We start from the raw sequence: 25449 nt of genomic DNA, 5'->3' as shown, positions 1-25449 counted from the left end.
AGCTTTTAGCGTTATTATGGCTAGCTGTTAGTCTAAATAGTTTAAAATGCCTAATGCTGCATCTCGACCTTCTGCTATAGCCGTTACCACTAAGTCAGAACCTCGCACCATATCACCACCAGCAAACACTTTCGGGTTAGTGGTTTGGAATGGATTGTCGTCGGTTTTCTTGGCTTTAACTAATCCCCATTCGTTGGTTTCAATACCAAAATCACTAAACCAAGCAGCAGGACTAGCTTGGAAACCAAAGGCTATAATCAGCGCATCGGTTGCTAACACTTGCTCACTACCAGCAATGATTTCAGCGCGTTGACGTCCACTGGCATCAGCTTCTCCCATTTTGGTTTCAACGCATTCAATCCCAACGATTTGACCGTTTTCAGCTTTAATTGCCACGGGTTGACGATTAAATAAGAAGTTAACGCCTTCTTCGCGCGCATTTTGCACTTCACGGCGAGAGCCCGGCATGTTGGCTTCGTCACGACGATAAGCACATGTCACACTCTTAGCACCTTGACGAATGGCTGTGCGCACACAATCCATTGCCGTATCACCGCCGCCTAATACCACCACATCTTTACCCTCAAGGCTTAGATAAGGGGTAGCGTCGTCTTGAGTACCCATAATGTGATGAGTATTGCCAATAAGATACGGCAGCGCTTGAATAACGCCTTCAGCGTCTTCATTAGGCAGTTTAGCTTTCATGGCCGTGTAAGTACCCATACCCAGAAAGACAGAATCGTACTCGTCTAACAGGCTTTGAAAACTCACATCCTTGCCGACAGTGACACCCATTTTGAATTGAATGCCCATGCCTTCAAGCACAGAACGGCGGGTTGCCATAACATCTTTATCAAGTTTGAATGATGGGATGCCATAAGTGAGCAAACCACCAATTTGTGGGTATTTATCATACACCACGGCTTGCACACCATTACGAGCCAACACATCAGCACAGCCAAGACCCGCAGGACCCGCTCCAATAATGGCAACACGCTCTTTACGTGGCGTCACATCCTTCATGTCTGGGCGCCAGCCTTGGGCAATTGCAGTATCGGTAATGTATTTTTCAACACTGCCAATGGTGACCGCACCAAAGTCGTCGTTTAAGGTACAAGCACCTTCGCATAAACGGTCTTGTGGGCACACCCGGCCACATATTTCTGGCAGAGTATTGGTTTCATGCACCAAGTCTGCCGCTTCCATAATGCGACCTTCTTCTGCCAGTTTTAACCAGTTTGGAATGTAGTTATGCAGTGGGCACTTCCATTCGCAATACGGGTTACCGCAGTCAAGACAGCGATCGGCTTGTTGTTTTACTTCCGGTTGCGTAAACGGCTGATAAATTTCAATAAATTGTGTAGCACGTTTTTTCGCTTCATGTTTAATGGGGTCAGCTCGACCCACTTCTATAAATTGAAAGTCATTGCTCATAATGATTACCCCGCCTTTACCACTAATTCCGGACTCTTCTGCTCAATTTTTAGCAGGTCAGCAACGGCAATATTCTTTGGTTTAACTAATACGAAACAATCCAACCAGTTTTCAAAGTCACTTAAAATCATATGAGCATGTTCACTGCCGGTTTCAGCATAGTGAGTTTCAATCAGGCCTTTTAAGTGTTGCTGGTGGATGGTAGATTCTAATTTTTGAGTGTCGACCATTTCGGTGTTCACTCTGCGATTAAAGCGACCAAATTGGTCAAATACATAGGCAAATCCGCCCGTCATGCCTGCACCGAAGTTGACTCCAGTTTTCCCTAGGATAACCACGATACCGCTTGTCATGTATTCGCAACAATTATCGCCACTGCCTTCAACGACCGCGATAGCGCCAGAGTTACGCACAGCGAATCGCTCGCCCGCTTGGCCTGCAGCAAACAACTTACCGCCAGTAGCACCGTATAAACAGGTATTACCCATAATGGCACTACGTTCACTCTGGAACGGGCTACCAATAGGTGGGTGAATAACGATCTTACCGCCAGACATGCCTTTGCCGACATAATCATTAGCATCACCGCACAGCTTAAGTTCAAGGCCTGGGCTGTTCCATACGCCAAAGCTTTGGCCCGCACTGCCATTAAAACCAAGTGTTAACGGCTGTTTTGCACCCGTTACACCAACAGTCGTAGCGATAAAACCTGACAATGTCGCGCCTACCGAGCGATCGGTATTATTGATTTGATATTGATAAGAAAACGGTTCGCCAGTTTCAACTGCTTTACGACAATCCGCTAACAAGGTTTGATTTAATTGGCCAACATCTGAAGGCGGATTGATTTCTTTCCAAGTCAGAGATGAGTTTGCCTGTACTTTTGGTTTATATAAAATTGGTGCTAAATCTAAGCCACGCTGCTTGTCTGTTTGACCTTCAAGCGCATGTAACCAGTCGCTCCGTCCGACTAAATCTTCGAATTGAGCTACCCCTAATGCAGCCATCCATTCACGCACTTCTTGAGCCACAAATTCAAAGTAGGTCATGACACGTTCAGGTAAACCGTGATAATGGTTTTCGCGTAAGTTTTTATCTTGAGTTGCCACACCGGTAGCGCAGTTATTAAGATGACAAATACGTAAGTATTTACACCCAAGCGCAATCATCGGCACTGTACCAAAGCCAAAGCTTTCGGCGCCCAGTAACGCTGCTTTAATCACGTCGGTACCGGTTTTTAAGCCGCCATCCACTTGCAGGCGGATTTTATGACGTAAACCATTTTCTACTAGCGACTGATGCACTTCCGCTAAACCAAGCTCCCAAGGTGAACCTGCGTATTTCACCGAGGTGATAGGGCTTGCGCCAGTGCCGCCGTCGTAACCTGATATAGTGATCATATCGGCATAGGCTTTTGCAACACCGGTTGCAATGGTGCCAACACCGGGTTCTGATACTAGCTTGACCGACACTAAGGCTTTTGGATTGATTTGTTTTAAATCGAAAATCAGCTGAGCTAAATCTTCAATCGAGTAAATATCGTGGTGCGGCGGCGGTGAAATCAAGGTAACACCTGGACGAGCATGACGAAGTCCTGCGATTTCAACACTGACTTTATGGCCAGGTAATTGCCCACCTTCACCCGGTTTTGCACCTTGAGCTACCTTAATTTGCAGCACATCAGCGTTAACTAAGTAATGCGCGGTAACGCCAAAGCGGCCCGATGCAATTTGTTTGATGGCCGAGTTACGTTCGCTATTGAAACGACGTGCATCTTCGCCACCTTCACCTGAGTTTGATCGTCCACCAAGACGGTTCATCGCAACCGCTAATGCTTCATGAGCTTCAGGGCTTAAAGCACCAATGCTCATGGCTGCGCTATCAAAGCGAGGGTAAAGCTTTTCAGCGCCTTCGACCGTGTCTATTTCAATGGCATTTAGTTGACCTTTAATGCCGATTAAATCACGTAACGTGGCCACTGGGCGATCATCAACTAAGTGAGTAAATTTTTTGTATTCAGCGTAGTTTTTGTCTTTTAATGATGCTTGTAAGGTATTCACCACGTCTGGATTAAAGCAGTGATATTCACCACCTTCAACGTACTTTAATAAACCACCTTGTGGTAATGGCACATGGGCGCGATATGCAGCGGTATGGAGTATTTTCTGGTCATCGGCAATATGATTAAAACTGACACCTTCAATACGGCTTATCACGCCTTTAAAACATAACTCAATCACATCACTGGCTAAACCCACAGCTTCAAATTGTTGGCTACAACGATATGAACCTACGGTACTGATGCCCATTTTAGACATGATTTTACGTAAGCCTTTTTCAATGCCATAACGGAAGTTAAGCATTAAATGGGTTACATCATCGACTTGATGCAGTTTTGCCATTGCTGAAATAGATTCATAGGCGAGGTAAGGGTAGATAGCCGTGGCACCAAAACCAATTAACACCGCAAAATGATGCGGATCGCGTGCTGAAGCTGTTTCAACAATAATGTTAGTGTCACAACGTAGGCTTTTATCCACTAAACGAGTTTGCACAGAACCCACAGCCATAGCGGCTGGGATAACTTGAGCACTTTTCGCTACAGCACGGTCAGACAATACTAACAATGTCGTGCCGCTGCGAGCTAAGCGTTCAGCTTCGTCGGTAATACGGCGAATAGCCTGCTCTAACGTTTCATTGGCATCATAGTTTAAATCAACTGTGTTGGCGCGATAGTTAGTGCTGTCTAATCCCAGTAACTGATTAAAATCACTGAATAACAAAATCGGTGAATTGAACATGACTCGGTAAGCGTTACCGGTGGTTTCGCTAAATAGATTTTGTTCGCGACCGACACAAGTGGCTAACGACATCACGTGTTTTTCACGTAACGGATCAATAGGCGGGTTGGTTACCTGAGCAAATTTTTGGCGGAAATAGTCGTACAGTGAACGCGACTTTTTCGACAATACTGCCATAGGCGTATCATCACCCATTGAGCCAATGGCTTCTTCACCTTTGCTCGCAAGTACCCAAATAACTTGTTCTAATTCTTCACGGGTAAAACCAAACTGTTTTTGATATTGCAGCAGTGTTTTGTTATCAAAACCACTTGAACCTTGTTTGGTTGGAGCCATTTCCTCAGCAGGGATCAATGTCTGACTGTTTTTAGCCATCCACTCTTTGTAAGGATGGCGACGCTTTAAGTCATTATCAATTTCAAATGAATGATACAAACGACCATTCAAGGTATCTAATACTAATAACTCACCGGGCCCAACGCGGCCTTTTTCAATCACTTCATCGGCGGAATAATCCCAAATACCGACTTCAGACGCTAAGGTGAGGATACGATCCTTGGTTATAACGTAACGTGAAGGGCGTAGACCGTTACGATCTACCGCACAGGCAGCATGGCGGCCATTGGTCATTACAATGCCTGCAGGGCCGTCCCACGGCTCCATGTGCATTGAGTTAAAATCGTAAAAGGCCTTTAACTCGTCATCCATTTCAGGATTTGATTGCCATGCTGGTGGAATAAGCAATCGCATGGCTCGATATAAATCCATCCCGCCTGATAACAACATTTCGAGCATATTGTCTAAAGAAGACGAGTCTGAACCTGTTTCGTTAACAAAAGGGGCCGCTTGTTGTAAATCTGGTAGCAAAGGCGAATTAAACTTATAGGCGCGCGCTCTTGCCCATTGGCGGTTACCGGTAATGGTATTGATTTCGCCGTTATGAGCGAGGTATCGAAACGGTTGAGCTAATGGCCACTTTGGTGATGTGTTAGTTGAAAAGCGCTGGTGGAATAAGCAAATCGCACTTTTCAAGCGAATATCTGCAAGGTCAGTGTAAAATGATGGCAGATCTGCTGGCATCATTAAGCCTTTATACACAATGACTTGTCCAGAAAGACTGGCGACATAAAAGTCTTTGTCATCGGTGATTTGTTGTTCAAGGCGGCGGCGAGCCATATATAGACGACGCTCGAGATCTTTTTCTCGCCAGCCTACTGGCGCGTTGATCAATACTTGATAAATTTGTGGCAAGCTTTCCCGGCCAATCTCCCCCAAGACATCCGGATTAATCGGTACTTTACGCCAGCCAGCGACACTAAGTGTTTCTCGTTGTAGTTCTTTTTCTAAGATAAACTTCGCTTCATCAGCGCGTTGTTCATCTTGGCTGAGAAATAGCATACCTACGGCAAATTTTCGGCTTAAATGCCAATCGTTTTCTGCCGCAATAGCTTCAAAAAAATCTGTAGGCATTTGCATTAATAGACCACAGCCATCACCTGTGCGTCCGTCAGCTGCAATACCACCACGATGCTTCATTCGATCGAGACCATGAATCGCGGTACGCACAATGCGGTGACTTGCGTCGCCGTCCATTTGTGCAATCAAACCAAATCCGCAATTGTCACGCTCAAAACTGGGATGATACAAGCTCATACAAAAAACCCCCTAAACCTCTACTAGATACGACTCGGGGTAAATTTGAAGAATATCCATAGATATGCACCCGAACCATTCAAATTAAACTGAGATTGAATAAAGGTCAAACCAAAAAAATGCAACAAACTGAAATATTATTACTAAAAAAACGTTATAAGCTACCAACTTGACGTTAACGTCAACTGTTATATTTCACCTATAACGTTCTGAATAAAAAGAATTTTAGAAAATATTCAAACAATTGTTTACCTTTTTGCAACAACAGCAAGGAATTATTTTTGAAATAAAAATAGTGAATTTTATTTCAAATACAGTCTTTGGGTAAAAAATTATTCTAAATGATTAAATATTCATTTTAAGTAATGTATAAATTACTTAAATTGTTTTAAACGTTTTTTGAGTTTGTGCACAACTTTAGCGTTAGCTTGAATTGATAGCCCGTTTTATTGATTTAGCACCAAGACAGGTGCTTATCTCCTGACTACACTGCCGGACTTTGGGGTGATGATGAGAGCAACTTGTGGGTTTAGATGATTACGTTAATACGTTTGGGGTGCATTGCAAACGTTTATATGGCCAAAGAATAAAAAAATTAACTATAGATGCCCAATTTACCTGCCCTAATCGAGATGGCACGTTAGGTGTGGGCGGTTGTACTTTTTGTAATGTCGCTTCATTTAGTGGCGAACAAGGCAGAGAACAACCTATTGCGCTGCAATTGACTGAAGGGAAAGTACGCGCCCTATCTGCAAAAAAATGCACAACATCTGTGAATGTTAACTCTACTCCTACTGCAAAATATATTGCTTATTTTCAAGCTTACACCAGTACCTACGATGAGTATAAAGTGCTAAAGCAAAAGTATGATCAAGCACTTGAAGATGCCGATATTGTTGGGCTTCATATAGGCACTCGTCCTGACTGTGTGCCTGATGAAGTACTTGATTTACTCGTTGAGTATCAACAGCGAGGCATTGAGGTGTGGCTAGAACTAGGCCTACAAACTGCCAATAATCACACGTTAAAGCGGATTAATCGTGGTCACCAATTGTGTGAATATCGCCAGACTGTTAAAAAAGCTCGCGCTAAAGGCATTAAGGTGTGTACCCATTTGATATTAGGTTTGCCAGGTGAAACATCTGCTGACTATTTTAATAGCTTACAAACCGTATTAGGAATTGGTGTTGATGGACTAAAACTGCACCCTTTGCATATTGTAGAAGGCAGTATTATGGCGAAACAGTGGCGCTATCATCCTATGCCGTTAATGAGCCTTGAAGAGTATGCCTCCGAGGCCGCAAAACTTATTCGTCACACCCCAAAAGGTATTATCTTTCATCGCGTGACTGCCTATGCCAAAAAACCAATGTTACTCGCCCCTAATTGGTGTGCGTTTAGATGGGATGGTTTAGTGGCCATTGTGGATGAACTTAAAGAATACGGTGGGCAAGGCAGTGCGTTAATGTTTAGCCAAAGTAAAACAGCCTAGTGCAGTGTATTTGGGTAGGCATATTATAATTTGACTAAATATGGTCAAGGACGATTTTGCGAAGAAGCATAAGGCTGATAACGACTATTCGTTATTTATTGGGCGAAACATTGCCAATGTGAGTGTTTTTTAAACATTGGTAATACCAGCTGAGTAGTTATGTTGTAAAAATGTGACTTTTTACCATTAAATAGCGTCTAAATATTGGCAAGCCTTGCATAGGGTATTTTACTCGGTATCATATTTATAATTTTTATAGAGTTAGATTTTGATAGAGGTGCCTTTATGGCCACAACGCAGTTAGACTCAATATTGGATCTCAATACGCTTGAGCAATATATCAGTGCCATTGGTGCTGGAACGTTATTGAAAAGCGTAGTGTTATTCGAGCAGTTAATGCCTGAGTATGTCAGTAGCTTAGTGAAAGCTGGCGATGCAAATGATAAAGAAACGTTATGTGCAGAAGCTCATAAATTTAAAGGTGCAGCAGGATCTGTTGGCCTTAAACGCATTCAGCAATTTTCCCAGTTATTACAACATGGTGAAGAAGCTAAATGGGAAACAGAACATAAGGTATGGCTTGCTGAAATCGTTGAGCATGCTGCACAAGATTTACAACAACTGAAAGTTTACTTAGAAGCGAAAGCTTAATTACCAGTAGAGTGTAGAGTGTAGCGTTAGTTGCATGATCAGTTAGATTAGCAACTAGATTAATGCCTACAATCGGTTTGTTGAAATGCCTCTTTACTAAAGAGGCATTTTTTATGGTCGTTTGTTCAATATTGGTTATCGATGTCTTGTTATTTTGACTAATTTAATTCACTATTTGAATTAAATTAGATAAGGGCAATCGTTTATATGAAAAATCTTCCCAGCCTTAAGAACCTTTATTATTTGGTTCATTTACATCAAGAGCAAAATTTTAATCGTGCCGCTAAGATGTGCTTTGTGAGTCAATCGACTTTATCTAGTGGTATCCAAAATCTCGAAGAACAACTAGGCTATCAGTTGATTGAACGTGATCATAAATCGTTTATGTTTACTGCTATCGGTGAAGAAGTGGTTGAGCGAGCTCGAAATATTTTAACCAATGTCGATGACTTAGTTGAATTGGTTAAAAATCAAGGCGAACCGATGACCGGAGAAATTCGTTTAGGTTGCATTCCCACTATCGCGCCTTTCTTACTCAGTAGAGTGGTTAAGTTATGCCAGCAAGACTACCCCAAGCTCAGTTTGTTATTAAAAGAAGACACGACTGAGCGTCTATTGGATGCTTTAGCAAAAGGTGAGTTGGATTTATTGATATTAGCGTTACCTGTCGACACAAGTGGTTTTCATAGCATGAAAGTTGGCATTGATCCGTTTAAAATGGTGATGCATAAAGAGGTATCGCAACAATTCTTACAGCCCATTGACTACCAAAAAATGCCAGACGAAAGTATCTTTTTACTGCAAGCTGAACATTGCATTACCGGTCACGCGATAACCGCATGTCAACTGGGTGATAGCGCCAAAATTAATCCTTTTGCGGCAACCAGTTTGCATACCTTGGTGCAGATGGTTAACAGTAAGTTAGGCACCACATTTTTACCCCAAATGGCCATCGATACTGGTATTTTAACTGATACCGATCTTGTCGCAATGGATCCTCCTGGTGAAGCTCCTTATCGTGATATTGGTTTAGTTTGGCGCCAAACTACCAGCCGTATTTCAACGTTTAGAACCTTAGGCTTAGCGATTCAACAAAAGCTGCTAGCACAATCGTTACCAAGTTAGCCTCAGCTCGGGATATAAGAGGTGGGATGGATCGATAGAATGGTTTATTTCAGGTCAACAATATCAAACGTGCGATTTTTGTCGTTAATAAGGCTATTGAAGTATCAATAGCCTTATTGTTATCTGTAGAGTAACACTGGCAGTTTCATACATGTTTATGTTTGAAATTGAGCTTAACTAACCTCAATTAAACTCAGTTTTAACTGTTATTCAATTTTCTTGGGGCAACACCATACACTTCAGTTGGGTGTTTCTTACCTTTAAGCATGATAGGGCCTAAGTCAGTCAGGTCATACTGACTATTTTGTTGCTCAAGTCGATGCACAACATCTCCAGATAGCAACATTCGTTGACCGAGCGGATTACATTGGTCTTGTAGCCGTGCCAAGGTATTTAATACATCACTGAAGAAACTAATCTCTTGCTTATGTACGCCGACTACCGCAGCTACAACTTGGCCACAATGCGCCGCAGCTTTAAATTTAGGCACAAAACCATATTGTTGTTCAAAATATTGCCTTTGCCACTGTAATTGCTGGCAAAATTCGAAATAGATATTCATACAACGGTCTTGTTTAATACCTTGCTCTAATGGCCAGTGGATAAGTACGGCATCACCCATGTAACGATAAATTTCTGCTTCATTATCGGTCACAGTGTCGGCTAACATGCTAAAGCTGTCTTGTATTAGGCGGCTAAAGCGATAATCGCCTAAGGTTTCGGCATGAGCTGTAGATGAAACCATATCGATAAATAAGAACAATTGTTGCTCATAACGTGGTTTGTGATATTTGCCAAGGCCAATATTGAGCAAGACTTTAGGACCAACCAACAACGACATTTGTTCAATAAAAGCTAAGCTTACCCGGACCACCACAAGATAAACCACTAGCGCTTGAAACGATGGGCTATAAATAATCTGCACTGTGAGCATTTGTCGTAATGTCACCATGTGGTTCTCAATAGCCCACATGTTTAAAAATTGTGTCACGTACGCTAGGGTTGTTGCCCCAAGTAGCAAAAACAATCCTTTAAACACCACAGAAAATAAATAAGGTAAACGGCTGATGGCGCTAAAATCGGCAATGAGATTGGACATCCAATGCAAGCCGCCAAATACAACCCCCATCATTATGGCAAGCGTGGCGAGATCGGCATTGCCAACAGCCCATTCAGGTAGTTGCGATGATTGTGAGTAGCGGAAAAAAACGAAAGAAGCCATTGCTACACACCAGGCAAAAATAGCGAACAATAATTTTTGAGTTTGACGGCGTGCTTTCACGGAGGATGTGGTTGCCCAAATGACTTATTATATAGGGTGGCTAGTCTATAGAAAATTTGCTTACTTGTGATAGTTTATTTGTGATTTAGATCAATAGAAGTGAAGAAATATGTGCACTAACGCAAAGTTTTTTCAACATTAGTAGGGCTTGTTGAACTTTTGTGGCTGAAGTTTGTTCGAGATAAACGGTTCTTTATTTATATAACAAGGTGGCATAAATGTTAGAGACGAAGTTCCAGTTAGGCTAATGGCTTGTAACCAATTTATTCAATAAAGATTCAAAACTACGGTTAACAGAATCCTTCAGCAATATCTGTGGCTTCTTTCTCCTGCTTTATTGCTTACTCATGTTGTATCTCGAGATGTCGTAAACTCTGTCTTGTAAAACATTGCCACGCACTACTTAAAAATGGCTGTTAATGATCTACAGATCCAAGATACCAAGTAATGTAACAACAGATTATGAAAATGCATTGGTTAATATCTGCTGAGTAAAATCAATTTTAAGGTAAAAACCTCTGGGATTTGATAGTTGAATGCTACCGTCTTCGGCGATGCTTTCAGTAAGCGTTTTGCTATTAGCTGCTTTTGGACGTAATTGCAGTACCTCACCATGACGTGCAGTAATTTTATCAACTTTACCTAGTGCAATTAACTCCATTATCTCTTCCCAATCTTGTTGTAACTGTCTGGCTTGTGTTGTGTTTGGTTGCCATAATATGGGCGTGCCTATACGACGCTCACCGACAGGGATGCTCCGTTCGCCTTCAACAGGTACCCATAACACTCTCTGTAATTTATGGTAAACCAAACTGTTTTCCCAAGTCATACCCTGAATGTTTGTCAGCGGCGCTACTGTGACATAAGTGGTCTCAAGCGGTTTGCCATTGTGATCGATCGGGATCGTTTTGAGCTCAACCCCTAAATGTAAAAAGTCCTGTTCTGGTCTTGATCCTGCCAGAGCCCCTAATTCAGATTCAATAAGTTGGCCTACCCAGCCTTTGTCTCGGCGTAAATCCGCAGGCACCATGATGTGATTATCTGCCGCAATATCAGCTAAACGAATACCAGCCATATTGTGCGCTCTTTGCATTAATTCGTTTAGATCTAAGGGCGATGATTTAGCCATGAATGAGTATTAACCTCTGGGGAAATGAATTAAGTAGACGATCAAAATCAACAGTCTATGCTATCAAGTAATATTCATTGAGAACAAGTTTAGTTAGTTATTTAAGATGTGATTGAAAAACAACCATTTTTTGGTTGGTTAAAGTTATTTGATTGAATTCCTTTGTAATTGGTTGTTTTAAAGATACTTTTTTGTTGATGGTTGTTTTTATATTATACTTGTCCCGAGTTACACTCGTTTTTCCCCTACATTTCACACATACTTATCCACAGATTTAATGGATAAGTGTAATAAAACCTGTCTTTAACTGATTAAAAACACCAAGTCAACGCAATAAAACGGCTTTTTAACGGGTTTAATTTAAAATAAGCCTTGTTATTTGTGTATAACTTAAATTGCTAAATGAGTGATTGGCTATCTTAATTAAGCCTGTTTGTTTTTTGTACAATATTGGCGTTCTGCTATAATATTAGTTTGTAATTATTTTTAAGTTATTAATTTTGTTTAAATATATTGTAGTGAAAAGTGGTTTTCCTTAGACGGAGGGCAGCTGGTTTTTAGCCTGTTATCAAGCTTTACCAAAGTTTCGAACAGAGATATCCACAGATTTTGTGGATAATCCACAGGGTCGCTTGGTTTAATTGTTGATAATTTTGATTTATTAACATTGTTATTCAATTATCCACAGTAAATAGAGGTTTGCCGATAGGCATGCTTTGTGAAACAATCAGACGATATAAAATTTGTTATTTTTGGAGTCCATGTGATTGATAGCGACGGCTTTCGCGCAAATGTGGGCATCATTATCTGTAATAAATTTGGACAAGTTATGTGGGCTAGACGTTTTGGCCAACATTCATGGCAGTTTCCACAAGGTGGGTTAGATGATGGCGAATCAGTAGAAGAAGCCATGTATCGCGAACTTTACGAAGAAGTGGGACTAAGACCTGAGCATGTTCAAATTTTAACATCCACTCGATCTTGGTTACGTTATCGGTTACCCAAGCGTTTGGTACGCCAAGAAAGCAAACCTGTTTGCATTGGCCAAAAACAGAAATGGTTTTTACTACAATTGAAAGGTCACGATAATACTATTAACTTGAATTCTTCTGGTCATCCTGAGTTTGATGATTGGCGTTGGGTGAGTTATTGGTATCCTGTTCGTCAGGTTGTGTCTTTTAAACGCGACGTATATAGAAAGGTAATGAAAGAGTTCGCATCGACGACATTAGCGCTGCAAACGCGCGAGTTTAGTAAAAAACGAAGCAAACAACGGAGTTAACTGATTTCAAAGAGGATTGAAACAGTGTTAAATATGCTCAGGGATATCACTCAAGCTGTTGCCAGAGCCAGCAGCCTTGAAAGTGCATTAAACATCTTAGTGTCACAAACTCGATTAGCGATGGCTACCCATTGCTGTTCTATTTATATCCTTGAACAACAGCATCTAGTGTTATCCGCCACTGAAGGTTTACAACAATCTGCCGTTGGCCGAGTGAGCATGCCATTATCGCAAGGTTTAGTAGGCTTAGTTGCTGAACGTGAAGAAGCCGTTAACCTTGCCGATGCTCGTATTCACCCTCGTTTTAAATTATTTCCCGAAGCCGCAGAAGAAGAATATCGTGCGTTTTTAGCTGTGCCGATCATTTTTCAAAAGCAGGTGGTGGGCGTTATCGTGGTGCAACAGCCAGAAGCCCGTCAGTTCAGTGAAAGTGAAGAAGCATTTTTAATGACCTTAGCCGCTCAGCTTGCGGTGGTTGTGCGCAGCTTGAAACACAAAGCGGCCATTACTAATGTGCAACAGCAAGTGGTTTTCAGTGGTGTTAATGCATCAAGTGGTATTGCGATTGCTCACGGTTTGGTATTAGGCGGTGTAATTTCATTAGAACAACCCGAGGTTAGTTGCTTTGACATAGATGCTGAAATTCAGCGTTTAAAGTTGGCCATGCAGCGTTGTAAAGACATGCTGTCGTCAATATCGCAACGTTTTGAGCGTGAAAAGTCTGCTGATGTGGCCTCTATCTTTACCGCATTTCAATTATTGTTAGACGATTCTAGCCTTGGTGGCGAATATGCCCGCGAAGTCGCTTTAGGCTGGCAGGCTGAATCTGCGGTAAGTCGAGTGTCATTGCGCTATATCAAACAGTTTTTGGAAATGGAAGATCCATACTTAAAAGAGCGCGCCAGTGATATTCGTGAGCTTGGGCAAAAACTACTTCGACAGCTTATTGAGCCCGGTCGATTAGAGTTAGAGCCGGATAAACCGGTTATTTTAGTCGCTAAAGAAGTGGATGCCACTTTATTGGCTGAGTTTCCACGACAAAAACTCGCTGGTATTGTCACTGAACGTGGTGGCGTTAATGCCCATGCGGCTATTTTAGCGCGTGCTTTGGGTGTACCTGCCATTGTTGGCGTTGATGATGTGTTATCAATCGACATCGATCAAAAACTATTAGTTCTGAATGCGAATCGTGGCCAGCTATTGGTATCGCCATCGCCAGCTGTGATTGAAGAATATCAATTACTGATTGATGCAGATGTTGAAAAACAAAAACAATTTTCTGCCGAATTAAACCTACCATCAGTGACTACAGATGGTCAGCGGATCCATTTATATTTAAACGCAGGTTTATTGAGTGGTATCGCGTCTGAAATTGCTGAATGTGCAGATGGTATCGGGCTATATCGAACTGAAATTCCCTTTATGTTGCATCAACGCTTTCCGAGCGAGAGCGAACAAATAAACGTATATCGTCAAGTACTGAGTGCCGCAGGTGATAGGCCTGTTGTGATGCGTACATTGGATGTTGGCGGCGACAAACCGTTACCGTATTTTCCAATTAAAGAAGATAACCCATTTTTAGGGTGGCGCGGCATTCGTTTATCGCTTGATCATCCTGAGCTATTTTTAGTGCAATTGCGCGCGATGCTACAAGCTGCTGGTAACGGCAATCAATTGCAAATATTACTACCAATGGTGAGTAATCTGGATGAAATTGATCAAACATTAAAATATTTAGAGCAAGCGTTTACTGAACTAAACCAAGAATTAAAGACTATTTTAGTGAGGCCGAAAGTCGGCGTTATGCTTGAAGTACCTGCATTGTTGTATCAGTTACAAGATGTGGCAAAACGGGTCGACTTTGTGTCGGTGGGCAGTAACGATTTGACTCAATATTTGCTGGCTGTCGATCGTAATAATCCGAGTGTCAGTTCATTATTTGATAGTTACCATCCAGGTATTCTTCGAGCACTTAAAAGGGCTGTCGATGAATGTAAACAGTATGATTTAGATGTGAGTGTTTGCGGCGAACTTGCGGGTGAACCTTATGGTGCATTGCTTCTAGTAGCGATGGGCTATAACAAACTCAGTATGAACCAAGGCAGCTTAGCCAGAATCAATTTTTTACTCAGACGTGTATCAAAGCAAGAGTTAACGGATTTATTAGAATCTATTTTACAACAGTCAAATGGTAACCAGGTTCGAGGCTTATTAGCCAGTTTCTTGCGAAAACATAACCTATTAGATTTAATCAACATAGATTAGCAATACGATTGAATCTGCTAAGGAAAGTTTTAAATTATTTTCCCTAGTGGTTCGTAACATAATCAAGTGCAACATTAAGGATGTCATCGTGGATAGTTTGCTGCAGGTATTTTTAATTTGCCTTGTTTTAGGTTCTGTCGTGGGTTTTTTGGCTGGGCTGTTAGGTATTGGTGGTGGGTTAATTATTGTGCCTGCGCTATTGTATATTTTACCTTCAGTGGGTATCAGTTCAACTCAAATCACTCATGTTGCTATCGCGACGTCACTGGCATCGATTATTTTAACTTCTATGTCATCAGCAACGGCCCATCACAAGCGCGGCAATATACCCTGGGAGCTGTTTAAGCCTATATTTCCGGGTATTGTAATCGGGTCATTAGCTTCAGCATTTGTGTCTGAGCAAATTGCATCAGATGATTTACAACAGGCTTTTGCTATTTTTGTCGTGTTAATGGCAGTACAAATGGCCTTTCCGTTTAAAGTCAAAACGGGTGGCAGTATGCCAAGTTTTGCTGTGTTACTGGTGATATCGACTGCGATAGCGTTAATTGCTGGATTAATGGGCATTGGTGGCGGGGTTTTGCTGGTGCCATTTTTAAGTTATTGCGGCTTACAAATGCGTCAAGCTGTTGGATTTTCATCGGCAACAGGGATGCTTATTGCGGTATCCGGTACGATAGGTTATATCATCGCTGGTTTCGATGTACCGAATTTACCCGAGGGCTCAGTTGGGTTTATTTACCTGCCGGCATTAATCGGCATTATCATTAGTTCCATGTTGTGCGCGCCGTTTGGTGTAAAAGCTGCTAGCACTTGGCCTACGCCAGTATTGAAAAAAATATTTGCTTGTTTGCTTGTTGTAGTTGGACTAAAACTACTATTTTTTTAGCACTAAACTGTTACAAAAACGTCTTTGTTCAAGTAGTTGAACAAAGACGTTTTTTTGTTAGTTAACCTATCTGATATTACACTGCGAAAGGGTATTTAATCGCATCGTGATGTTGATAATCTTCAACGCTAAAGTCATCCAAGGTTACCCAAGTTTCGATGTCTTTTAGGGTTTTAATTTTTGGATTGATGATTAGCTTAGGCGATGCAAACGGTTCGCGCGCGAGCTGGACATCCCGCATGGGTTCAAGTTGGTCTTCGTAAATATGAGCGTTGACTATCTTATGGTATGCCTTACCAGGTTTATGGCCAGTAATCTGGGCCATTAACGCAAGTAATACATATACTTGTACCATGTTGAAGTTTAACCCTAATGGAACATCACAACTGCGCTGTGTGCTGTTGAGGTACAAAGTATCACCGAGTAATGAAAAATGGTGTTCGTACATACATGGTCGCAAGCAACCTAAGTCAAATGCTCCAGGATGAAAGAAGGTTAAAATCTCACCGCGGTTATCTATACCATTACTGAGGTCGTCGACGATTTGTTGCAGTAAATCGACATGACCACCATCAGGCTTTGGAAATGCACGCCCTAACGCCCCGTATATCAGCCCCATATCATCAGGACCTTTACGATTTGGGTTATCTAGCCATGCTTGGTTTTCATTGGCATTGGCGTCCCATGTTTTAGTGCCTAAAGCTCTAAAATCGGCCGCATTTTGGTAGCCACGTAAATATCCTAAGATCTCGGCTATGGCAGACTTCCAGAAGCTTTTACGTGTGGTCACTAAAGGAAATTGATTGTTACCAACATCATAAACTAAGTCGGCATTAATGACAGTTAGGCACTTTTTGTTTGTTCGTGCGTTATTAACCCACTCGCCTTCATCGACAATGCGTTTACACAGGTCTAAATACTGTTTCATTGGTCCCAATTCCTTTTTTGCTTTTATCGATTATACCTAATCAGGGCAGGCAAATCATTGCCAAAGTGAAATGCAGATTCAATTAATTAATTTATTTTCAGCGTTAACTTTACGCTCGATACCTCGGTTAAACCGAGTTAATATCAAGAAACAATCGATTATTATTGTTTGAACATTTAAGATAGACTGATCCGATTGTTTTTTAGGAGTGTTATATGGAACGAGCAATTAAGAACTTCTTAAGCCAAGAATCTGCAGGTGGCATTTTATTAATGGTCGCAGTAGCTTTGGCGATGATTTTAGCCAATTCCCCGTTAGCTGGAGTATATCAAGGTTTTTTAGCCACAGAAGTACAGTTACGGGTGGGCGATTTAGATATCGATAAGCCGTTATTACTGTGGATTAATGATGGGCTAATGGCGTTATTCTTTTTATTAATTGGTTTGGAAGTGAAGCGCGAATTACTTGAAGGGGCCTTATCAAGTGTGGCCAAAGCTTCATTACCCAGTATTGCTGCTATTGGCGGCATGGTGTTTCCGGCGTTGTTTTACTTAGCATTTAACTACGCAACCCCCGAAACTCAAGTCGGATGGGCTATTCCTGCCGCTACAGACATCGCTTTTGCTTTAGGTATTATGGCATTGCTCGGTAATCGTGTACCTGTGGCATTGAAGGTGTTTTTATTAGCCTTAGCGATTATTGATGATTTGGGCGTTATTGTCATTATTGCCTTGTTTTATAGTACTGATTTATCCATGACAAGCTTGGTCATTGCAGCGGTATCGATTGTGCTTATGGTTGCATTGAACAAAAAAGGGGTCAGTTCAATTTTACCTTACGGTTTACTTGGTTTTATTTTATGGGTCGCCGTATTGAAGTCTGGTGTACACGCGACATTGGCAGGTGTAATTATTGCATTTTGTATTCCTTTACGTGCAAAGGATGGTACTTCACCATCGGAACATTTAGAGCATAAGTTGCATCCTTGGAGCACCTTTATGATCCTGCCCGTGTTCGCTTTTGCTAATGCTGGTTTGTCATTAACGAATATGACTTTAGATTCATTTGCTGAACCCATTACCTTAGGCATCATTATGGGTCTGTTGCTCGGTAAGCCGATTGGGGTGCTGTTATTCAGTTATTTAGCCGTGAAGCTTAAGTTAGCAGAACTACCACCAGGGATTGGTTGGAGACACATTATTCCTGTTGCAGTGATGTGTGGTATCGGATTTACTATGTCAGTGTTTATTGCTTCGTTAGCGTTTGAACATTCACCTGCGGCATATGGTGATTATGCAAGACTTGGTATTTTAACAGGATCGTTATTAGCAGCACTAATTGGTTATTTTTGGTTAGCCAAAGTACTGCCTGAAACAGGAGAAAAACATGAAACTCACTAAATTATCTTTGGGAATGTTGTTAACGTTGTTTGTTATTCCCGCATCGGCTGAATCGTTCAATGTTTGTCTAAAATCATCTGAGTCACCCACTTGCCAAAGTTATCTAGAAGGTGTGGTAGATGGCGCCTTGATGTACCGAGATGGTCTGGCTAAGAAAAGAATCGAGCCAAATGATTATGAGTCAAGAGCACTAAAGTACCGAGCCGGAAAGCGTTATCAAACGGCAAACGTAAATTATTGTGCTAGTCATATACCGGTAAAATCTGAAATAGTATCAGCACTCACTGAGCAAGTGTCACTAAGCAATGTCAGTAATAGCGCTGAGCTAGAGTCTGTTATTACTAGTTTGATGGATTGCCGCCAGAGTAAGTAAACCGCAACATTAATTAACGCAGCCGTTTGGCTGCGTTTTTTTATGCTTAATCTTGGCTAATAAATCGGTTAATTAATATTGTGGTTGAGTACCGATGATTAATGAACAGCGGAATTTTGGGTTTATTTGCTATAGTAGTATGAGTGGCTTTTCTTGGGTTAGTGATTGATATGCAGCATTTAAATTATAACCATTTATATTATTTTTGGATGGTACAAAAAAAGGGTTCAGTAACTAAAGCGGCTGAAGCATTGTGTTTGGCCCCGCAAACCATAACTGGGCAAATTCGTGCATTAGAAGAGCGATTAAAAGGCACGTTATTTAAGCGTGTCGGCCGTAACTTAGTCGCAACCGAGTTGGGCGAATTAGTATTTCGTTATGCCGATAAAATGTTTAGCTTGAGTTACGAAATGCTTGATTTACTCAATTATCAGAAAGATAAGTCACTATTATTTGAAGTGGGGATTGCCGATGCCTTATCTAAAGCCTTGGTTAGTAGAGTATTGTTAACCGTTATCCCTGATGATAGTTCAGTTCACTTGGCGTGTTATGAATCAACACATGAAAGTTTAATTGAGCGTTTACGTGAACATAAGCTCGATATGATCTTATCTGATTGCGCCGGTGGTTCATTGAAGTTTCCCGAAATTTTATCCAAAAAACTGGGTGAATGTGGGGTGAGTTTCTTTTCGGCTGAAACGATTCCGGTCCCTTTCCCCGCGTGTCTTGAGCAGCGTAAATTACTCATACCGGGTAAACGGACGTCATTAGGACAACAATTACATGGTTGGTTTGCCGAAAAAAATCTTAATGTCAGTATTTTGGGGGAGTTTGACGATGCAGAAATGATGAAGGCGTTCGGTTATTTTAATCGAGGCATTTTTGTCGCACCGTCTATTTATCGTCATGATATACTGTCTCAAGGTATGGTATTACTTGGTGAAACCACCGATATTAAAGAAGAATATCATGTGATGTTCGCTGAGCGAATGATCCAGCATCCGGCGGTAAAATCATTACTGGCTACGGATTTTAGTGATTTATTTGCAGGACGAGATCTACAAGTACAAGATTTTGAAAATCGTATAAGCTAGCTTGTTATATAGACATCAGGAGATTTGTGTTGGAATTAATGAATATAGCTCGTGTACGCTGGGCATGCCGTCGTGGAATGTTAGAATTAGATGTGTTGTTTCAACCCTTTGTCGAAACCCAATACGAAGCCATGACTGATAATGATAAAAACACTTTTATTCGGTTATTGGAGTGTGAAGATCCGGAGTTATTTGCTTGGTTCATGGGCCATGAACAATGCCCAGATCCATTGTTCGCCAATATGATAGTCAAAGTCCGTGGCAGAGCCGCACCTTAACCTTTCTGTTGATTTATTGGTCAACAATAGTACTCATATGCAACAATTTGCATTGAGTGCTTCATTTTTGCAGCGTGCTGCCCTAATGGTAGCATTTGCTGTTGTATTAACGAGTTTTTTGGCTTGGCCTCATTTTCCTTCCTTGATATACCGCATCACGCAAATGTCATTATTCCTTAGCATTATCTTCATTTTTGTTTACAGCTGGCGCAGTTTATCGAATTGGCGTTGTTTGCTTACTTTGGGTGACAAGGGAACCGGTACGCTATTGCAAGGTGAAAATGGAAGTCTCAATAAAATAATACTCACTAAAAGAGCGTTTATTAGTCCATTACTGTGCGTTATTTTTTTACAACATCTTCAAACGGGTGAGAACAGGGTATTGTTGGTGTGGAGTGATATGTTAGACGACACAGCATATCGAAATCTGTGTCGTCTGTTATTAAGCAATTGATGGTATGAAGCTGAGTCACATTAGTAGGGGTTAACGGTTGGGTTGTAAAATGGTTGGTTTAGGATTGTCAATTTGTTCAGGATAATCAATATTATAATGAAGCCCTCGACTTTCTTTACGTTCCATTGCACACCGAATAATCAATTCTGCAACTTGTACCAAGTTACGTAGCTCCAATAAATTATTGCTGACACGGAAGTTTGAATAATATTCTTCAATCTCTTGTTGAAGCATTAAGCATCTTCGAAGTGCTCGCTCTAATCGTTTATCTGTTCTGACAATGCCCACATAATCCCACATAAAGAGTCGTAGTTCGTGCCAATTATGGGCGATGACGACTTCTTCATCAGAGTTAGTGACTTTACTCTCATCCCATACTGGTATCGGGCAAGGCATCGGAATTTTATGCAACAGACCTTCGATATCTTGTGAAGCTGCACGGGCAAATACTAAACACTCGAGTAGTGAATTGCTCGCGAGTCTATTAGCGCCATGTAAGCCTGTGTAAGCCACTTCACCAATAGCATATAAGCCATTAATATCGGTTTGACCATGAAGGTCCGTCATCACACCACCACATGTGTAGTGCGCTGCTGGAACCGCTGGAATAGGGTCTTTGGTGATATCAATGCCCAACTCAAGACAACGCTGATAAATGGTTGGAAAGTGTTTAATGATAAAATCAGCAGGTTTATGGCTGATGTCTAAATAGACACAATCGGCACCCAAACGTTTCATTTCATAATCAATGGCGCGAGCAACAATATCGCGAGGAGCGAGTTCTGCTCTTTCGTCGAAGTCGGGCATAAAACGGCTGCCATCTGGACGACGTAAATAAGCACCTTCACCGCGTAATGCTTCAGTTAATAGGAAGTTTCTGGCATTAGGGTGAAATAAACACGTTGGATGGAATTGATTAAATTCCATATTGGCAATACGACAACCTGCACGCCATGCCATTGCAATACCATCGCCACTGGCTATATCAGGATTAGAGGTGTATTGGTAAACTTTTGAGCTACCACCTGTTGCTAGTGCAACAAACTTGGCTCTTACGGTTTCTACATGTTCCTCATCGCGATTCCACACATAAGCACCAAGTACACGGTTACCCGGTCGATGCAATTTACGAGTGGTGATTAAATCAATCGCATTGTAACGTTCAAGTACTTGTATGTTTGGGTGAGCGATTGCACGTTCTTGCAAAGTGGTTTGCACCGCTTTACCAGTTGCATCGGCAGAATGCAGAATACGACGATGGCTATGCCCACCTTCACGAGTTAAGTGATAGGGGGCTGTACTATTATCGACTCCAGCTAAGGTTTCTTCTTTATCAAATGCCACACCACAATTAATTAACCATTGCATTGCGCTTTTTGCATTTTCTGCGGTGTATGTCACAACTGATTTATCGCATAATCCGGCGCCAGCGATTAAGGTATCGTTGACGTGGGACTCAATTGTGTCGCCTTCATCAAAAACAGAGGCGATTCCACCTTGAGCATATAATGTTGACCCTTCTGATAATGGGCCTTTAGAAAGAAGAATTACTTTTGATTTTTCAGCAAGATGTAGTGCTAAAGTTAGTCCTGCAGCACCGCTGCCGATGACCAAAATGTCAGATTGGTGTTCAACTGCTTGTTTCATCAGGTATCATGGTGTGGCTTTGTGGTTTGATCATAGTAAATCAAATAACCGAGACAGGGTACTTTTACAGCGTATTTTATTGTGATTTTGCTTAGATATTTTGTTTATATGTAAAATAAATTAATTTTTTTTAATTCAATATCGAACTTTCTTCATATCAGTAGGTCTACTTATATGAACAGGATTCGAGCGACTGAGAAATCAGCATTACAGATTTAGGAGTAGTCGGCTCGGATGAGTGGACAATATAGTGATCAACAATTAGTTGAACGAGTACAGCAAGGCGATAAAAATGCATTTAACCTGTTAGTGCTGAAGTATCAAAATAAAGTGATGAGTTTGATTTCCAGATATGTTCGCAATCAAGCGGATGTTGCGGATGTGACACAAGAAGCCTTTATTAAAGCGTATAGAGCATTAGCAAATTTTCGTGGTGAAAGTGCATTTTATACTTGGTTGTATCGTATTGCGGTAAACACCGCAAAAAACCATCTTACATCGCAAGGGCGCAGAGCACCTGCAAACGATGTCGATATAGAAGATGCAGAATATTATGAAGGCAGTGATGCGTTAAAAGAGTTTGCATCACCAGAGCGGTTATTAATGAAAGATCAAATGAGTAAAGTGATCTTCGATACGCTCGATACTCTGCCTGAAGAATTAAAAATGGCAATATCACTCAGAGAGCTAGAAGGTATGAGTTATGAAGATATTGCTAATATAATGGATTGCCCTGTTGGCACAGTAAGATCGCGTATCTTTCGTGCTCGAGAAGCAATCGACAAACAGCTCCAGCCTTTGCTGGAAAAGTAACAGTCTTAACCTTAGATAGGTGAATAATGCTTAAATCAAGTCAAGAGTGGGTATCTGCAGCAGTTGATGGTGAAGCCGATGATAAAACATTGGCGCAGCTTTCTGCCGACGTTGATTCACATGATGAGTGGCAACGCTATCACATGATAGGCGATGCAATGCGCGGCGAGCTGCCGGCAGCCATTGACTTAGACCTTTTCGCTAGCATCACTGCAGCAATTGAGCTTGAACCGACAATTATTATGCCTCAAGCCAAACAAAGTGAATTAGCTGAGAAAGTTAGCACCCCACAGCAAGTTGCAGTGGGTTCAAACGTGGTGCCATTTTTCAAACAGTTTGGCCAATATGCTATTGCAGCAACAGTTGCTATGGTGGCTATTGTTGGGGTACAAAACTACAATCAAACCAATGATGCTGAGTCACCGTTACCGGTATTAATGACTCGTCCATTAGTGGGCAGTGTGTCTCCGGTAAGCTATCAGACTGGTGCAGTACAAAACCAACAAAGCTATTCTAATGAGCAAGTTATAGAACAGCGTCGCCGTATTAATGCTTATATCCAAGATCACATGTTACAACAACGCTTAAACCCAGGTGTTGCTGTTGATGATAATAGCGTGCAAGATGCAGCGGTAAACCCATAATCCGTCGGCAGAATCTTGTCTTACCATGTTAGGAGTTAGCTTGCGCCTTATCCTGCTAGCACTGTTAGTGTTAACCTTTCCAACACACGCTGAAGATGATTTATCTGCTAAAGCTTGGCTTAAGAATATGAGCCAAGCAATGCACGATAAGCAATACAAAACCTCTATTATTCAGCTACAAGCCGACCATATCCGTCCGCTTGTTTACATTCATGGCATTGTCGATAATAAAGAAGTCGCATTACTTGAATACCTTAATGGCCCTCCTAAAAATGCAGTGCGAGTGGGTAATACAGTTACGTTCATAGAACATGACCAACCGGCTTACAGTGTTATCGCTCCTCGTATTCAGGGAATTTGGCCAGCAGCTTTAGCGGGAGATTTAAGTCAGCTCGAAAAAGGCTATCAGTTTGTTATTGGTGGTCGAGGGCGTATTGCTGGACGTCCAGGTCAAATGATCCGTTTACTCGCCAATGATGACAATCGTTATGACGCTCAAGTGTGGATTGATATGGACACTTATTTGCCATTACGTTTTGACTCCCTCAATAAAGAAAAACAATTACTTGAACAAACCATGGTAATTGAGCTGATTGAATTAACCGAACCTGCGAACATTTTAATTGAAGCTGCAAAGCAAGAATGGCCTGCAGTGATGAACCAAGCGGAACGCACCGATGGTAAAAACTGGCAATTTACTTGGTTACCAGAAGGATTTGATGTGGTTGTTCGCGATCATCACCGTTTAATCGGTATTCACGAGCCCGTTGAATATGTGGCGTTAACGGATGGATTAGCCAATATTTCTGTTTATGTCGCGCGAGCTGGAGAAAATCCAATGCCCAATGAACTGCTTATTCGTAATGGTTTATCCATGGTAGTCGTTAAGGTAGGTACGCTTGAAGTTGTTGCTATTGGTAAGGTTCCTTCTGAAACATTAGACAAGATAGCCAATAGTTTAGTGTTAAAATAAACAGTGTTCATTAACACGAAAGTCGTGACAACAATATTTTGTGTCACGGCTTTCGTGTTTCTAGTGGCAAATTAGAAATGATATAGCTTAGCGGTAAACTTGCTTAGCCAATGAGTTGCATTGTGCTAAAATTGCCTTCTAATTTATGGTTTGAGCTGATTAAATGAAAAGCCACATGTCCGAGTCATCTACATCCACTATGATGGAAGAAATTGCCCGCGTGGTTGATTATCAACAGGGCTGGGTAACCGTTGAGGTAGAATTAAAAAGTGCATGTAACCATTGTGCCAGCAGTGAGAATTGTGGCACGTCGACGATAGCTAAAGCTTTTTCGGTTCATACACAACGGTTTTCATTACCGAGTGAAAAACCTTGCCATAGCGGTGATTTGCTTAAAATCGGCTTACCTGAAAGCGTTATTATTAAAGCGGCGGCATTAGTGTATTTATTGCCGTTAATAGGGTTATTTTTATCTGCAATGATAGGGCATATGCTGGCCGCTGGCATAGGATTAAGTACGAATGGTTTTGCTATGGCTTTTGGTGCATTAGGCGCATTGGTTGCTTGGTTTATTGGTAAACACTTTGCCACTGAACTTGAGGCTCACGCCACACCAGTGATCATTGCCTATTTAGGCCAAGAAGTGGGCATTATCAGTGCGAGTCATTAGTGAGTATTTTCCACATTTATACTGATGGATTATGATGCCGTGTAACATGTTGAACCATCTCTTTAAACCTAAAAATGTGTGTTCATGCACTCGAAAATCTCCTGTAATGGTCAATAATCGCCCCAAAATGGATACTATTGTTTAATCTGATTGGTATTACCCCCCCAATCAG

21 protein-coding genes are annotated in these 25449 nt (G+C 41.5%); 15 read left to right on the top strand and 6 right to left on the bottom strand.

Annotated elements, in window-relative coordinates; genetic code table 11:
• Window positions 1–27: 27 nt before the first annotated feature.
• Both EGC86_RS01330 and gltB read right to left on the bottom strand, forming a co-directional pair.
• A complete protein-coding gene (locus tag EGC86_RS01330) occupies window positions 28–1434 on the bottom strand; it encodes an FAD-dependent oxidoreductase (protein ID WP_123776394.1) in 1407 nt (468 codons plus the stop codon).
• Between the two features lie 5 nt (window positions 1435–1439).
• On the bottom strand, window positions 1440–5888 hold the full coding sequence (gltB, locus tag EGC86_RS01325) for a glutamate synthase large subunit (RefSeq protein ID WP_123776393.1): 4449 nt from the start codon (window positions 5886–5888) through the stop codon (window positions 1440–1442).
• 523 nt (window positions 5889–6411) lie between these two features.
• Between gltB and mnmL the strand changes: the two genes are divergently transcribed.
• The 3 genes from mnmL to oxyR all read left to right on the top strand — a co-directional run bounded on the left by mnmL (window position 6412) and on the right by oxyR (window position 9156).
• Window positions 6412–7380, top strand: coding sequence for a tRNA modification radical SAM protein MnmL/YtqA (mnmL, locus tag EGC86_RS01320; protein ID WP_123776392.1), 969 nt, complete (start codon window positions 6412–6414; stop codon window positions 7378–7380).
• Between the two features lie 285 nt (window positions 7381–7665).
• Window positions 7666–8031, top strand: a complete 366-nt coding sequence (locus EGC86_RS01315; RefSeq protein WP_011638397.1) for an Hpt domain-containing protein — start codon at window positions 7666–7668, stop codon at window positions 8029–8031.
• Between the two features lie 207 nt (window positions 8032–8238).
• Window positions 8239–9156: a hydrogen peroxide-inducible genes transcriptional activator OxyR gene (gene oxyR, locus EGC86_RS01310; RefSeq protein WP_011638396.1), complete on the top strand. Its 918-nt coding sequence runs from the start codon at window positions 8239–8241 to the stop codon at window positions 9154–9156.
• Window positions 9157–9355: 199 nt separating this feature from the next.
• Here oxyR and EGC86_RS01305 read toward each other — a convergent pair whose 3' ends face one another.
• Window positions 9356–10378 carry an adenylate/guanylate cyclase domain-containing protein gene (locus EGC86_RS01305; protein WP_220491689.1) on the bottom strand — a complete coding sequence of 341 codons (1023 nt, stop codon included), beginning with the start codon at window positions 10376–10378 and terminating at the stop codon, window positions 9356–9358.
• Window positions 10379–10898: 520 nt separating this feature from the next.
• Window positions 10899–11567: a DNA mismatch repair endonuclease MutH gene (mutH, locus tag EGC86_RS01300; protein ID WP_123776390.1), complete on the bottom strand. Its 669-nt coding sequence runs from the start codon at window positions 11565–11567 to the stop codon at window positions 10899–10901.
• A 763-nt stretch (window positions 11568–12330) separates the two neighbouring features.
• On the opposite strand from mutH, the gene rppH reads away from it, so the two are divergent.
• From rppH to EGC86_RS01285, 3 genes are all read left to right on the top strand, one after another.
• Window positions 12331–12849, top strand: a complete 519-nt coding sequence (gene rppH, locus EGC86_RS01295; RefSeq protein ID WP_011638393.1) for an RNA pyrophosphohydrolase — start codon at window positions 12331–12333, stop codon at window positions 12847–12849.
• Between the two features lie 24 nt (window positions 12850–12873).
• Window positions 12874–15114, top strand: coding sequence for a phosphoenolpyruvate--protein phosphotransferase (ptsP, locus tag EGC86_RS01290; protein ID WP_011638392.1), 2241 nt, complete (start codon window positions 12874–12876; stop codon window positions 15112–15114).
• Window positions 15115–15202: 88 nt separating this feature from the next.
• Entirely contained in the window at window positions 15203–16003 is an 801-nt protein-coding gene (locus tag EGC86_RS01285) for a sulfite exporter TauE/SafE family protein (RefSeq protein WP_011638391.1), read from the top strand.
• A 76-nt stretch (window positions 16004–16079) separates the two neighbouring features.
• Here EGC86_RS01285 and EGC86_RS01280 read toward each other — a convergent pair whose 3' ends face one another.
• Entirely contained in the window at window positions 16080–16931 is an 852-nt protein-coding gene (locus tag EGC86_RS01280; protein WP_123776389.1) for a thymidylate synthase, read from the bottom strand.
• A gap of 215 nt (window positions 16932–17146) precedes the next feature.
• Between EGC86_RS01280 and nhaA the strand changes: the two genes are divergently transcribed.
• The 5 genes from nhaA (at window position 17147) to EGC86_RS01255 (ending at window position 20530) form a co-directional block, all read left to right on the top strand.
• Window positions 17147–18331 carry a Na+/H+ antiporter NhaA gene (gene nhaA / locus EGC86_RS01275; RefSeq protein WP_011638389.1) on the top strand — a complete coding sequence of 395 codons (1185 nt, stop codon included), beginning with the start codon at window positions 17147–17149 and terminating at the stop codon, window positions 18329–18331.
• Window positions 18318–18704 carry a hypothetical protein gene (locus EGC86_RS01270; RefSeq protein WP_011638388.1) on the top strand — a complete coding sequence of 129 codons (387 nt, stop codon included), beginning with the start codon at window positions 18318–18320 and terminating at the stop codon, window positions 18702–18704. Before nhaA ends, EGC86_RS01270 begins: the two co-directional genes overlap by 14 nt.
• Window positions 18705–18874: 170 nt before the next feature.
• Complete coding sequence (gene nhaR, locus EGC86_RS01265) at window positions 18875–19798, top strand: transcriptional activator NhaR (RefSeq protein ID WP_123776388.1); 924 nt, start codon at window positions 18875–18877, stop codon at window positions 19796–19798.
• Window positions 19799–19827: 29 nt separating this feature from the next.
• Complete coding sequence (locus EGC86_RS01260) at window positions 19828–20076, top strand: FAD assembly factor SdhE (protein ID WP_086019766.1); 249 nt, start codon at window positions 19828–19830, stop codon at window positions 20074–20076.
• Entirely contained in the window at window positions 20057–20530 is a 474-nt protein-coding gene (locus tag EGC86_RS01255; RefSeq protein ID WP_123776387.1) for a protein YgfX, read from the top strand. Before EGC86_RS01260 ends, EGC86_RS01255 begins: the two co-directional genes overlap by 20 nt.
• Window positions 20531–20560: 30 nt before the next feature.
• Here EGC86_RS01255 and nadB read toward each other — a convergent pair whose 3' ends face one another.
• Complete coding sequence (gene nadB / locus EGC86_RS01250) at window positions 20561–22177, bottom strand: L-aspartate oxidase (RefSeq protein WP_011638384.1); 1617 nt, start codon at window positions 22175–22177, stop codon at window positions 20561–20563.
• Between the two features lie 234 nt (window positions 22178–22411).
• Here nadB and rpoE point away from each other — a divergent pair, with 234 nt between their 5' ends.
• The 4 genes from rpoE to EGC86_RS01230 all read left to right on the top strand — a co-directional run bounded on the left by rpoE (window position 22412) and on the right by EGC86_RS01230 (window position 25277).
• The gene (rpoE, locus tag EGC86_RS01245; protein WP_011638383.1) at window positions 22412–22990 is read left to right on the top strand and encodes an RNA polymerase sigma factor RpoE; all 579 of its coding nucleotides are present in this window, start codon (window positions 22412–22414) and stop codon (window positions 22988–22990) included.
• A 26-nt stretch (window positions 22991–23016) separates the two neighbouring features.
• The gene (locus EGC86_RS01240) at window positions 23017–23634 is read left to right on the top strand and encodes a sigma-E factor negative regulatory protein (protein WP_011638382.1); all 618 of its coding nucleotides are present in this window, start codon (window positions 23017–23019) and stop codon (window positions 23632–23634) included.
• Between the two features lie 40 nt (window positions 23635–23674).
• Complete coding sequence (locus EGC86_RS01235; RefSeq protein WP_123776386.1) at window positions 23675–24607, top strand: MucB/RseB C-terminal domain-containing protein; 933 nt, start codon at window positions 23675–23677, stop codon at window positions 24605–24607.
• A gap of 199 nt (window positions 24608–24806) precedes the next feature.
• Window positions 24807–25277: a SoxR reducing system RseC family protein gene (locus EGC86_RS01230; RefSeq protein ID WP_041413158.1), complete on the top strand. Its 471-nt coding sequence runs from the start codon at window positions 24807–24809 to the stop codon at window positions 25275–25277.
• Window positions 25278–25449: the final 172 nt, after the last annotated feature.

This window comes from Shewanella frigidimarina (genome assembly GCF_003797125.1).
Taxonomy (GTDB): Bacteria; Pseudomonadota; Gammaproteobacteria; order Enterobacterales; family Shewanellaceae; genus Shewanella; species Shewanella frigidimarina.
The sequence above is the reverse complement of the archived record's forward strand: the minus strand, read 5'-3'. Positions and strand labels throughout refer to the sequence as shown.